Below are 12,472 nucleotides of genomic sequence, written 5' to 3' on the forward strand. Positions count from 1 at the left end.
CCGCGAATGGCCCGGACCGCGCCATCCACGCAGGGCGTGGATCTACCCGCCCACACCTTCCAACTGCGCGCGCAACGCCACCGCCGCCCCCGGGTTGCGCTGCTTGGCCGCGCCAATGAACAGCACATACACCTCCCGTGGCGCCTCCGCTTTTGCGGCGGGCAGCACGTGCGGCAGGTCCGGATTGTCCCCGCCACGCGCCCAGCGCATCGCGCGCAGGCACCACTGCTCCAGCGTGCGTTGCGGATACCCGGCGCGCAGGTTGGCGCGCGACTGCATCAGCCGCGCGTAGATGAAGTCCGCGGTAGGGTCGGCAAAGCTCGGGTGCTCTTTCGACCCGCTGAACACCAGCGCGGCGTTGTGCGCGCGCGCCACCGCGACCAGCTCCGGGGTCCACGCATCCGGATTTCGCACCTCCAGCGCATGCTGCAAGGGGCGACCATCCGTCTGCTTCGGCAGGGCATCGAGAAAGCGGTCGAACTCCTGCGCGCCGGCCGGATGGCGGTCGGCGAATTGCCAGACCAGCGGGCCCAGCCGGTCCTGCAGTGTGCTGATGCCTTCGATGAAGCCTTCCGCACGCGCGCCGGCCTCGGCCAGGTCGTGGCGTTGGGTGATCGTGCGCGGCGCCTTGGCCGAGAACCGAAACCCCGGCGGCGTCTGCTCGCGCCATTGCGCGTACACTGCCGGCTTCTGCGCGCGGTAGAAGGTGCTGTTGATCTCGATGCAGCCCAGCTGCCGGCTGGCATGCGCCAGTTCGTCGCGTTGCGGCAGGCCGGCCGGGTAGAAGGTGCCGCCGCGCCAGGCCGGGAACACCCAGCCGCCGATACCGGTGCGGATCGGCCCGGGCGCCTGCTTCTTCAAACGCTGGCTTCCTTCCACGGATCGTAGCTGCCGAACCACCACAGGTGGCCTTCCAGGTCGCGGCAGGCATAGCCACGGCCGCCGTAGTCCTGGCTGGCGATGGGGATCACGACCTCGGCCCCGGCGGCGACCGCGCGTTCGTGGTGGGCATCGGCGTCGGTCACGATCACGCAGGCGCTCTGGGTTTCGCGGTGGCCGATCTCGTCGGGCTGGACCACCCACTTGCCCCATTCGCCGCCGTTGTCGACCGAGCCAAGCATGATCATGCCGCGGCCGTACACCAGCTGGGCGTGGTAGACGATATCGCCTTCGGCATACACGGCCTGTGCGGTGAATCCGAACGCCTTCTCCAGCCACGCGATGGCCGCGTGGGCGTCGCGGTAGCGCAGGCAGGGAATGATGGTGGAACCGGCATCGGGGGGCGTGGTCATCGGGGACTTCGGGTGGACGGCTTCTGGCACAGGCGAGCCTGCGACCGCCCGCGTTACCATCGTGCGAAACCTCGACGTCCCTGCAACACGCAACCGGAGACACTGTTTGAACACATCCTGGATCGGAGGCCTCGTGCTGCTGGCATGCGCACCCCTGGCGTCGGCGGCCGTGCCGACCGAACTGCAGCGGCTGGACGCCACCGTGGAGCGCGTGCGCAGCCAGTTCGACGTGCCTGGCATCGCGGTGGCGGTGGTCAAGGACGGCCAGGTGGTGCTGGAGCGCGGCTACGGCGTGCGCACGCTGGGCCAGCCGGATCCGATCGAAGCCGACACGCTGTTCGCGATCGCCTCCAACACCAAGGCGTTCACCGCGACCTCGCTGAACCTGCTGGCCGAGCAGGGCAAGCTGAAGATGGACGACCGGGTGATCGACCACCTGCCGTCGTTCCGCATGTCCGACCCCTACGTGACCGGCGAGATGCGCATCCGCGACCTGCTCGCGCACCGCAGCGGGCTGAGCCTGGGGGCGGGCGACCTGCTGTTCTGGCCGACCACCACCTACAGCAATGCCGAGGTGGTGGAGCGGCTGGGCAAGGTGCCGCTGAAAGCCGGCTTCCGTGACCGCTACGCCTACGACAACATCCTGTACGCGGTGGCGCAGCAGGTGATCGAAAAGGTGTCGGGCCAGTCCTATGCCGACTTCCTGCAGCAGCACATCTTCACCCCGGTCGGCATGACCGGCACCCGCTTCAATGCGGACCACCTGCAGAAGGGCGACAAGGCCGCGACCGGGCACGCCAAATTCGATTTCACCGAGCTGCGCACGGTGGCGCCGCTGACCTGGTCGAACAACGCCGGTGCCGGCGGTATCTACTCCAGCGTGCACGACATGGCGCGCTGGATGCAGGTGCAGCTGGCCCAGGGCAAGCTGGAAAACGGGAAGCCGCTGTTCAGCCCGAAGACCCAGCAGGCGATGTGGCAGATGATCACGCCGCAGGTGGTGCCGGAGCCCAGCGTGCCGCAGCTGGCGGCGGCGCGCCCGAATTTCGCGGGATACGGCGAAGGCTGGAGCCTGAGCGACTACCGGGGGCAGAAGCTGGTCTGGCATACCGGCGGCTGGCCGGGCATGGTGTCGCGGGTGACCCTGGTGCCGGAGAAGAACCTGGGCGTGGTGGTGCTGACCAACCAGGAAGTGGGCGCGGCGTTCAATGCGGTGACCATGGCGGTGCTGGACGCGTACTTTGGTGCGCCGGACACCGACTGGGTGGCGGCATACGCGGCGGCGGTGGCCAAGGCGCAGGACAAGGCCGACGAAGGCTGGGCGGCGCACCAGGCCGCCCGCGACCCGAAGTCGACGCCGTCGCTGGCGCTGGGTGGGTATGCCGGCACCTATCGGGACCCGTGGTATGGCGAGGTGTTCGTGGAGCCGCGCGGCAAGGCGCTGCGCCTGCGCTTCGGCAAGACGGCGCAGCTGGTGGGGACGATGGAGCACTGGCAGCACGATACGTTCATCGTGCGCTGGGACGACCGTTCGCTCAACGCGGACGCGTTCGTGAACTTCAGCCTGGATCCGGACGGCAAGGTGCGCGAGGTGCGCATGCAGCCGGTGTCGTCGTTGACAGACTTCAGTTTCGATTTCCAGGACCTGGTGTTGACCCCGGTGCGTACCGACGCCGCGAAATGAACGGCGTGTTGCGCGGGTGAAAACAAACGGCAGGCCGCGGTGGGATAATCGCGGCCTGTCTGCTTTTCGGGAAAGGGAATGTTCCGCTGGTTCGAGTCGCTGATTCCGGTGTTTCCGCCGACCGACGCGCGCATGCCGCCGCGCCGGGTGCTGCCGTTCTACATCCACTACCTGCGCCCGGTCTGGCCGGTGCTGCTGGCGACGCTGATCGCGGGGTTGCTGCTGGCGCTGGTGGAAGTGGCCATGTTCGATTTCCTGGGCCGCATCGTGGACATGGTCAGCGAGCAGCCGGACGCGGGCTTCTTCGCGCGGCATGCCGATACGCTGCTGTGGATGGCGGCGATCACGCTGGTCGCGCGGCCGGTGCTGGTGGGGCTGCACAACCTGCTGGTGAACCAGGCGATCGTGCCGGGCCTGAGTAACCGTTCGCGCTGGTTGATGCACAACTACGTGGTGCGGCAGAGCCTGTCGTTCTTCCAGAACGACTTTGCGGGCAGCATGGCCAACCGGGTGATGCAGACGGGGACGTCGCTGCGCGAGTCGGCGGTGCAGATGGTGGATTCGCTGTGGTACATCGTGGTCTACACGGGCACGGCGCTGTACCTGTTCGCGCAGGCGGACTGGCGGCTGATGATTCCGCTGGTGCTGTGGCTGGGGGCGTACGTGGCGATCATGGTGTACTTCGTGCCGCGCGCGAAGCAGCGGGCGTGGATCGCGTCGGAAGCGCGTTCGAAGGCGATGGGCCGGATCGTGGACGGCTACACGAACATTCCGACGTTGAAGCTGTTCGCGCATGGCGGGCGCGAACAGGCGTACGTGGCGGAGGCGATCGAGGAGCTGGCGGTGAAGCATCGCCGGCAGACGCGGATCACGACGAGCCTGGACCTGACCATTTCGATCGTGAACGGGTTCCTGATCGCGGGGACCTGCGGGTTGGCGCTATGGCTGTGGAGCCACGGCAACATCACGGTGGGGTCGATCACGCTGGCGACGGGGCTGGTGATCCGCATCCACAACATGTCGGGCTGGATCATGTGGACGATCAACGGGATTTTCGAGGACATCGGGACGGTGCAGGACGGGATCACGACGATCTCGCAGCCGCTGAGCGTGCAGGACCGCGTGGACGCGGTGCCGCTGGTGGTGGGCGAGGGCGGGGTGCAGTTCGACGACATCCACTTCCACTACGGCAAGAAGGGCGGGGTGATCGCGGGGCTGGACCTGGTGGTGAAGCCGGGCGAGAAGATCGGGCTGGTGGGTCCGTCGGGCGCGGGCAAGTCGACGCTGGTGAACGTGCTGCTGCGGCTGTACGACCTGGAAAGCGGGCAGATCCGCATCGACGGGCAGGACATTGCCGCGGTGACGCAGGAAAGCCTGCGCCGGCAGATCGGGGTGGTGACGCAGGACACGTCGCTGCTGCATCGGTCGATCCGCGACAACCTGTTGTACGGCCGGCCGGATGCGACGGAGGAGCAGCTGCACGCGGCCGTTGCGAAGGCGCGTGCTGCCAGTTTCATCGAGACGCTGCGCGACGGCGAAGGCCGGCAGGGGTACGACGCGCATGTAGGCGAGCGCGGGGTAAAACTTTCGGGTGGTCAGCGGCAGCGCATCGCGATCGCGCGGGTGCTGCTGAAGGATGCGCCGATCCTGGTGCTGGATGAGGCAACCTCGGCACTGGATTCGGAAGTGGAAGCGGCGATCCAGGAGAACCTGGACGAGCTGATGGCAGGCAAGACGGTGATCGCCATTGCACACCGCCTGAGCACGATCGCGCGCATGGACCGGCTGGTAGTGATGGACCAGGGCCGGATCGTGGAAACCGGCACGCATGCCGAACTGGTGGCTGCCGGTGGCCTGTATGCGCGCCTGTGGGCGCGGCAGACCGGCGGGTTTGTTGCGGCGGACGAAGCGTAAAGCTGCGGTTGCACGGAATGGCGTAGAGCCGGGCTCTGCCCGGCTGCTGTTGGATTCGTGCGAACAGCCGTCGTTTGCACGGTGTCCCTGGCTTGGGCCGCCCGGTGCCGGTTTGCGGGGTCGCCGTAAACCCATCCATGGGGGCTACGCGGACGCCATCCATGGCGCCGAGTCCCCCGCAAACCGACCCCGGTCGACCCTTTGACAGTGGGCCGGTGGCCACGGGAAATGCGGATCCGCTGCGCGGAGTGGGTCGCCGCGTAGTGACACGCCACGCGTGTCGGCTCTTTCCAACCGCACACGCCCCTGCACGTAGCGGTGAGACGCTGCTTTTCGCGATCCAACAAGCAGCACGCAAAAAAAACGGCCCGGTTCTCACCGGGCCGTTCGCTTCTCAACAGGACCGTCCAATCACTCGATCGGCTGGTCCAGCATCAGCTGGCGGGCGAAGCGCACCGGCGGGGCGCCGTAGGACAGCATCTGGTCGTGGTAGGCCTTCAGGTTGAACGTGTCGCCCTGCTTTTCCTGCACGGCCTTGCGGGTGTCGAAGTGTTCCTGCGCACCGACGAAGTAGGTCGGCAGCTGTGCGGACGTCAGCTGTGCACGCACCCACTTGCCCGAGGCTTCGCTTTCCTGCTGGAAGGCGTCGTGGGTCATCAGCTGCATGGCCTGCTCGCGGGTCCAGTTGTCCACGTGCACGCCCTGGTCCAGGATCGCGTTGGAAATGGTGCGCAGGTAGAACTTCAGCTGCACCAGGTGGAACAACGGGTCGTTGTCCAGGTAACCCTGCTCCTGCATCATCCGCTCGGTGTAGACCGCCCAGCCTTCGGCGAACAGGCCCGAACGCAGCACGGCGCGCAGGGTCGACGGGAACTTGCCCGAATGCCAGCCTTCCAGGTAGTGGCCCGGGGTGCCTTCGTGGATGCTCAACAGGTGGATCATGCGGCTGTTGTATTCGCGCAGGAACGAGTCGACCTGCTTGTCGGTCCAGTCGTCCGGAATCGGCGACACCGCGTAGAAGGTCTTCAGGTTCTTGTCGAGCGGGCCCGGCGAGTCGCAGTAGGCCACGGCCACGCCACGCTGGAATTCCGGCATCAGGATGATGTCCACCGGCGCGTCGGGCAGGGTCATCAGGTCGTGCGTGCGCACGAACTCGGTGGACTGGGCCAGCGCGGCCTTGGCGTCTTCAACCACCTTGTCGCGTGCCGGCTTGTCGGCATACGCCAGTTCCAGCGCGGCTTCGATCGCCGCCTGCTGCTGCGCGTCGGTCGGGTTGGCCGGCAGTTCCGGGGCACCCGGCTTGTCCTTCAGCACCGTCTGCGCGATGCCGTACATGTCCTGGCGCACGCGCTTGAGTTCGGCACGCGCGCGCTCGCCGATCTCGGCGCGCGACAGCGAGGAATTCAGCGCGAACTTCAGCTTCTGGTCGTACAGCTCGGCGCCGATCCGGAAGTCGCCCTTGGCGTTCGGCACCAGGGTCTTGTCCAGCCAGGTCTGCTGCGCGTCCACGGCCTTCTTCAGGCCGTCGATGGCGGCCTGCAGGCGCTTGCCGTCTTCGGCCGGCAGTTCGCCGATGTGCGGGGTGATGAAAGTGTCGACGATGCTGAGGATGCCGCGGTTCTGCTTGGCCACGGTTTCGGCATGGATCTTCGGCACGCGCGCCGGGTCCAGGTTCTCACGGGCCTGGGCGAAGATCTGCGGCAGCTTTTCCATGCGCGCGGTGGCCGACTTCAGGCGCTCGGGCAGCGGCGCGAACTCACGCGCCATCAGGCCGTACAGCGCGCTGCCGGCGGCACCGTTGTAGATCTGCGGGTCCCACTTGGACGACTGCAGCACTTCGGCGGTCCAGATTTCCTGCTGCAGCTGGTTGCGCAGGATCGCGGCGTCGACCTGGTTTTCGCGGCCGAGCTTGCTGACCTCGATCTTGTCCAGTTCGCCGAGCAGGCCCTTGTAGGCGGTCAGCATCTTCTGCTGGCCGGCCGCGCTCAGGTCGTCGATCTCGCTGTCGTAGCGGTGGTCGCCGATCTGGGTGGCGCTGATCGGGGACAGCTGCATCCAGGTGTCCAGGGCGCGCTTGGACAGGTCGGCGAACGCGGCGTCGACGGCGGCGTCGGCCGGAGCGCTGGCGGCGGTACCGGCGGCCGGTGCGGTGGGGGCGTCGGCCTGCTGGCAGCCACCCAGGGCGGCGATCAGGGCGAGGGCGAGAAGATGCTGGCGCATCGGCGATCCTGTGCTGTGGTCAATCGGCCAGCATAGGCGGCCCGGCGGGGTGCCGCCCGTGCCATTGGATTACCATGGCGCTTTCCAGACCGGCGGGGTGGTGCCATGCAGTACCAGGGAGGCTGTCACTGTGGAAACATCGCATTCACGTTGGAGGCGGCAGAGCCCATCACCGAGGCGATGGACTGCAACTGCTCGCTGTGCCGCAAGCGGGGCGGGCTGCTCTGGTTCGGTCCGCGCGCGGCGCTGACCCTGACCACGGACCCGGCGGCGGTGAGCACCTATCAGTTCAACCAGCGCCATCTTGAGCACCATTTCTGCGCCACGTGCGGCATCGCGCCGTTCAGCGAGGGCATCGACCCGCGCAGCAACCAGCCGATGGCGGCGGTGAACGTGCGCTGCCTGCCGGAGGTAGACCTGGCCGGGCTCAGGATCACCCAGTACGACGGGGCCAAGGTCTGAGCCCCGCGCGGTTCCGTCAGCCTTCGTCTTCTTCGTACTCGACGAACACGTCCAGCTCGCGGGCGAGCACTTCCACGGCATCGCGTACGCGCTGGGTGGTGTACTCGTTGCCGACTTCCACTTCGAGCTCATGGGTACCCGGTCCGATGTCATCGGAGAGACCGGCCGAGCTGGAGTCGTCGTCGTCCATGTGCGGCATCAGGTCATCGGTTTCCTCGACATGCTCGATGCCGTCGATGCTCTGCAGCAGGTCGCTGATGGCGCGGGCATCGTCTTCGGTGCCGGTGATCCGGATACGCAGCATGGCCATGGGGAGGTCTCTGGGAAGGGAATTCCAGCCTAGCCAGCGGGTGGACAAGGGCAGGTGAGGAACGAGCCGCTTCAGGTGCATCTGTTCAGTCGCGCGCAATTCCCATCAGTTCTTCCGGCAACGCGGGTATCGGCGTGCGGTCGTCCTGCGCTTCGCGCTTGAGCCAATCCATGAACGCAACAGCGGTGGGGCTGAGCGGGCGGTGCTCGGGATGCACGATGTAATAGGCGTAGCGCGCCTTGAGCGCGGGCCCGGGCAGGCGCACCAGTTCGTAACGTTGCAGGTAGGGCTGGGCGATGTGCTTGCGCGCGAGCACGGCGCCGATGCCGTAGACGGCGGCGCGCATGGCGTCGGTGCTGTCGCTGAAGGTGTGCTGGGCGGGCAGGTCGAGGCCACGCACGCCGGCGGCGCGGAACCAGTCGCGCCAGCCCTGCGGTGACATGTCGCTGACCAGCGGCAGGCTGGCGATCTGGGCGGGCTCGCGCAGGGCGGAGACGCCGGGCAGCGCGGGTGAGGCGACGGGGCAGAGTTCGTCGTCCATCAGATGGTGGGCGGTGAGCCCGGGCCATTGGCCAAGGCCGTAGCGGATGCCGAGCTCGGGGCCGTTCTCGTCGAAGCGCAGCAGTTCGCTGCTGGTCTGCAGTTGGATGCGCATGCGCGGGTGCTGGCGGGTGAAACGCGGCAGGCGGGGTACCAGCCAGCAGTAGGAGAGGGAGCGGAGGGTGGTGATGCGCAGGGGAACGATGTCGGCCTGGGGGTGCAGGTTGCCGGCGACGGCATTGAGGTCGCTGAGCGCGGCGGCGGCGGCGTCGGCGAGCTGGCGGCCTTCGGCGGTGAGGCGGACGCCGCGCGCCTGGCGCTGGAACAAGACGGTACCGAGCAAAGATTCGAGCCGGCGCACGTGGTGGCTGACGGCGCTGGCAGTGAGGTGCAGTTCTTCGGCGGCGTGGGCGAAGTTCTGGTGGCGGGCGGCGACGGCGAACACGCCGAGGGCGGGCAGTAGGGCAGGGCGCAGGATCATCGGCAAGACCCAAATCTGATTTGTGGCTGGCACTGATACTACGCGCTTGCGGGGTTTGGGGCGCAGGCGGATGCTGTACCTCTTCCCCCGGAGCCTTCGCCATGTTGCTGCCCGTCGTGTTGCCGTGTGTTGGTGGTGTTGTTTCGAGCGGGGGCCGCCCGTGAGCGCGGATCTGGCCGGTACGGCTGCCCGCGACTGGCGCACGCCGCTGGAGCTGACGCTGCTGGGGGCGATCTGGGGCTGCTCCTTCCTGTTCATGCGGGTGGCGGTGCCGTCGTTCGGGCCGTACGCGCTGGTGGAGGTGCGGTTGCTGCTGGGGGCGCTGGTGCTGCTGCCGTTCCTGTGGAAGGCGCGTGCGCAGTTCCCGGCGCGTCGGTGGCGCTGGCTGGTGCCGATCGGTCTGATCAATTCGGCGATTCCGTTCGTGCTGTTCGCGTGGGCGGCGCAGCGTGCGCCGGCGGCGATCGGGGCGATCTGCAATGCGATGACGGTGTTGTTCGCGGCGTTGATCGCGTTCCTGTTCTTCGGTGAAAAAATCGGCATGCGCCGTGCTATCGCGCTGCTGGTCGGCTTCACCGGGGTGGTGGTGCTGGCGACGGCCAAGGTGTCGGGACTGAGCATTGGCGCGGCGGTGATCGCCGGTTCGCTGGCGGCGTTGCTGTACGGGCTGGGGGTGAACCTGGTGAAGCGCCACATGACTGGTTTGCCGCCGGCGGCATCGGCGGGTGCAACGCTGGGCAGCGCGGCGCTGGTGATGCTGCCTCTGGCGCTGACGCATTGGCCGGAGGCTCCCATTCCTGTGGTTTCCTGGGCGTGCGCGATCGCGCTGGGCGTGGTCTGCACCGGCTTCGCCTTCCTGATGTTCTATCGCCTGATCGCCCGCATCGGCCCGGCTCGCGCTTCCACCGTCACCTATCTGGTGCCGATGTTCGGCGCGCTGTTCGCCTGGATGTTCCTGGGTGAGCCGGTGACGCTGGCGATGTTGATCGCAGGTGCGTTGATCCTCGGCAGCGTCGCGGTCTCCCAGCGCTCGCGGTAGAGCCGGGGCATGCCCGGCCGCTCTTGATTGCAACGTATGCGTAGAGCCGGGCTCTGCCCGGCTCGCTGTTGGATTCAGGCGAACAGCCCGTCGGCGGCGAGGTTTCCTGGTGTTGGGCCGGCGGGTGGGGGGTACGGGACACGCCTCAAATCTCCCGTTAGGCTCGGGCGGCACATCCATGTGCCTTCACGGTCCCGTACCCCCCACCCGCCGACCCATCGATAGGTCGTCGGCTGCCACGGGAAAAACCGGTGTGTCGACCGTTGGTCGACACGAATGATTGCTGCGTTGGTTTACGGTGGACACACATGGCGTGTCACTACGCGACTGGTTCGCCTCGCGCGGTAGGGTTGGTTCCCAAACAACCGCCGTGGAATCGCCCGCGTCCGGTAACGCATGACAATCGAACGAAACCGCATGTCGGCCAATGGCCGACATCCGCGTGTCCCTTGGCCACCGGCCAACTGTCAAAGGGTCGCCCGGTGTCGGTTTGCGGGGGACTCGGCGCCATGGATGGCGTCCGCGTAGCCCCCATGGATGGGTTTACGGCGACCCCGCAAACCGGCACCGGGCGGCCCAAGCCAGGGAAACGGTGCACCTGCGGCTGTTCGCCTGAATCCAACAGCAGCCGGGCGCAGCCGCGCCGCAGCCGCAATGACGCGTCCAACCGATGAACGCGTCGCCACGCGCCGTTGCAACGAATGACCCGTCGTAGAGCCGGGCAGAGCCCGGCTCTACGGTCCCTCACCGAACCGGCACAGGAATGTTGCACAGATCGATATGCCCCGCCGCACGCTTGTAGAAATCGTCCACGCGGTTTCGGCGCGCTTCCACCGTGTCGATGAACGTCTTTGAGTCGGTGCGCAGCACCTGCAGCGTCGGTCGCTGCGCTTCGGACAGGTCGCTCACGCGCTGGATCGAGGTGATCGGCGTGCGCTGTGCAGCGTCCGCATAGAAACCCATCGGCGCCGGACCGCGCGGTAGCGCGCTGAGCAGCTCCATGCCCTTGAGCACGCGCCCCACCACCGTGATGTTGCGGTCCAGCTGGCGCGGCGACTGCCCGGTGACCACGTACAGCTCCGCACCGATGCTGCTGTCTTCCTCATTGTTGCGGCCTGCGCCCAGCGCACCGTAGCAATGCGCCAGCCACGTCTTGCCGTCCGCCTTGTCCTGGCCCACCGCGAACCCGTCAATGAATCCGGTCTGGTCCGCCCAGCCGTCGCGGTCCGGCAGCACCGTGACCTTCAGACCCTTGCTGTCGCGCTGGAACTCTGCCGGCAGCTTGCGCTTGGCACTGCCCAGCGGCTTCGCCTTCGCCGCATCGTCCGCATCCGCATCGCCGAACTGCACCACGAAATTGTCTTGCGCCCGGTAGATGCTCTCGCCGTCCCAGAAGTGCTCGTGCGCCAGCGTCTGGATGTTCGCCACGTGCTGCGGCGCAAACGCCGGGGCCAGCTCGATCACCACCTGGCCCGCCGCCAGGTTCATCACCAGCAGGTTGGCCGGGTCCGGCGTGCGCCAGTCGCTGTCCGGCGACGCCTCCAGGATCTGCTGGGCGCTGCGATAGGGCGTGGCCGCCGTGGCCAGGGTCGGTAGGACGCAGGTGAGGGCGAGGGCGAGCAGCGCAGGACGGCGTGGCGACATGGCAGGGCCTTTTAGGAGGTAGCCCCGATTCTGGCGCAGATGTCTCCCCCCAAGGTAGTGCCGGCCGCCGGCCGGCTCCTCGTGAATCCGGCATCGCGTGGAGCCGGCCAGCGGCCGGCACTACGCACCCACCCGGCAGGGTGACTAACGGCACGTTCGCTATAGCTGACTTCACACTAGTGTTGACTCCACGCTAGCTGGAGATCGCCATGAGCGACCACGAGGTCCACCTCAAGAAGTTCCAGAAAGAGCTCAGCGCCGGCACCGTTTCGCTAGCGTTGCTGGCGGTGCTGGCCCGTACCGGCGAGCCGCTGTACGGCTACCTGATTGCCAAGGAGCTCGAACGCGTGGGCGAAGGCGTGCTCAGCGGCAAGCAGAGCGCGCTGTACCCGGTGCTGCGCAACCTGGAAGGCGCCGGCCTGCTCGAGAGCCAGATCGAACCGTCGGTGGCCGGGCCACCGCGGCGCTACTACCGAATCAACGAACGCGGCCGTCAGGTCCTGGAGCAGTGGACCCAGGCCTGGCGTGCCACCCGAGATTCCGTCGATTCCGTGCTGGAAGGGGTACTGCAATGAACGAACAGAGCATGGCGGGCGTGGGCCTGCCCACCACCATCGGGCAGTACCTGGCGCAGCTGCGCGCTGCCCTGCACGACGCCGACCCGGCGATGGTGCAGGACGCGCTGTATGACGCCGAGGAATACCTGCGCTCGGAGCTGGCCGCCCAGCCCGGCCGCAGCGAAGCCGAGGTCATCGCCGACGTCGCCGGCAGCTACGGCGCGCCGGAGGAAGTGGCCGAGATCTACCGCGAAACCGAAATCACCGTGAACCGCGCGCTGCGCACGCCCAGTGCCAGCATCCGTCCGATCGCGCGGGTCGTCCCCGCC

General features: G+C 67.4%; 11 protein-coding genes and 1 pseudogene. 6 read left to right on the forward strand and 6 right to left on the reverse strand.

Features of this window, described 5'->3' with window-relative positions; all coding sequences use genetic code 11:
- Nucleotides 1–42: 42 nt before the first annotated feature.
- Nucleotides 43–861, reverse strand: coding sequence for a DUF72 domain-containing protein (locus PDM28_RS06260; RefSeq protein ID WP_311184198.1), 819 nt, complete (start codon nt 859–861; stop codon nt 43–45).
- Nucleotides 858–1,292, reverse strand: coding sequence for a VOC family protein (locus PDM28_RS06265; RefSeq protein WP_311184199.1), 435 nt, complete (start codon nt 1,290–1,292; stop codon nt 858–860). Before PDM28_RS06265 ends, PDM28_RS06260 begins: the two co-directional genes overlap by 4 nt.
- 133 nt (nt 1,293–1,425) lie before the next feature.
- Here PDM28_RS06265 and PDM28_RS06270 point away from each other — a divergent pair, with 133 nt between their 5' ends.
- Nucleotides 1,426–2,976: a serine hydrolase gene (locus PDM28_RS06270; RefSeq protein WP_311184200.1), complete on the forward strand. Its 1,551-nt coding sequence runs from the start codon at nt 1,426–1,428 to the stop codon at nt 2,974–2,976.
- Between the two features lie 78 nt (nt 2,977–3,054).
- Nucleotides 3,055–4,890, forward strand: a complete 1,836-nt coding sequence (gene smrA, locus PDM28_RS06275; protein WP_311184201.1) for a multidrug efflux ABC transporter SmrA — start codon at nt 3,055–3,057, stop codon at nt 4,888–4,890.
- A gap of 411 nt (nt 4,891–5,301) precedes the next feature.
- Here the strand turns inward: smrA and PDM28_RS06280 are convergent, their stop codons facing one another.
- Nucleotides 5,302–7,110 (reverse strand): DUF885 domain-containing protein, encoded by a 1,809-nt coding sequence (locus tag PDM28_RS06280; protein WP_311184202.1) that lies wholly within the window; start codon nt 7,108–7,110, stop codon nt 5,302–5,304.
- A 105-nt stretch (nt 7,111–7,215) separates the two neighbouring features.
- Here PDM28_RS06280 and PDM28_RS06285 point away from each other — a divergent pair, with 105 nt between their 5' ends.
- Nucleotides 7,216–7,572 (forward strand): GFA family protein, encoded by a 357-nt coding sequence (locus tag PDM28_RS06285; RefSeq protein WP_102946706.1) that lies wholly within the window; start codon nt 7,216–7,218, stop codon nt 7,570–7,572.
- A gap of 16 nt (nt 7,573–7,588) precedes the next feature.
- Here PDM28_RS06285 and PDM28_RS06290 read toward each other — a convergent pair whose 3' ends face one another.
- Both PDM28_RS06290 and PDM28_RS06295 read right to left on the reverse strand, forming a co-directional pair.
- Nucleotides 7,589–7,882, reverse strand: a complete 294-nt coding sequence (locus PDM28_RS06290; protein WP_102946705.1) for a hypothetical protein — start codon at nt 7,880–7,882, stop codon at nt 7,589–7,591.
- Between the two features lie 85 nt (nt 7,883–7,967).
- Complete coding sequence (locus PDM28_RS06295) at nt 7,968–8,903, reverse strand: LysR substrate-binding domain-containing protein (protein ID WP_311184203.1); 936 nt, start codon at nt 8,901–8,903, stop codon at nt 7,968–7,970.
- 160 nt (nt 8,904–9,063) lie between these two features.
- Between PDM28_RS06295 and PDM28_RS06300 the strand changes: the two genes are divergently transcribed.
- A complete protein-coding gene (locus PDM28_RS06300) occupies nt 9,064–9,942 on the forward strand; it encodes a DMT family transporter (protein WP_070209576.1) in 879 nt (292 codons plus the stop codon).
- Nucleotides 9,943–10,686: 744 nt separating this feature from the next.
- Here the strand turns inward: PDM28_RS06300 and PDM28_RS06305 are convergent.
- On the reverse strand, nt 10,687–11,586 hold the full coding sequence (locus tag PDM28_RS06305) for a peptidylprolyl isomerase (protein WP_311184204.1): 900 nt from the start codon (nt 11,584–11,586) through the stop codon (nt 10,687–10,689).
- 209 nt (nt 11,587–11,795) lie between these two features.
- Here PDM28_RS06305 and PDM28_RS06310 point away from each other — a divergent pair, with 209 nt between their 5' ends.
- Together PDM28_RS06310 and PDM28_RS19260 are read left to right on the forward strand one after the other, a co-directional pair.
- Complete coding sequence (locus tag PDM28_RS06310; protein ID WP_070207550.1) at nt 11,796–12,161, forward strand: PadR family transcriptional regulator; 366 nt, start codon at nt 11,796–11,798, stop codon at nt 12,159–12,161.
- 11 nt (nt 12,162–12,172) lie between these two features.
- Nucleotides 12,173–12,433, forward strand: a pseudogene (locus PDM28_RS19260) (DUF1700 domain-containing protein); the annotation flags it as partial.
- Nucleotides 12,434–12,472: the final 39 nt, after the last annotated feature.

It is taken from the genome of Stenotrophomonas aracearum, from assembly GCF_031834615.1.
Classification (GTDB): Bacteria; Pseudomonadota; Gammaproteobacteria; order Xanthomonadales; family Xanthomonadaceae; genus Stenotrophomonas; species Stenotrophomonas aracearum.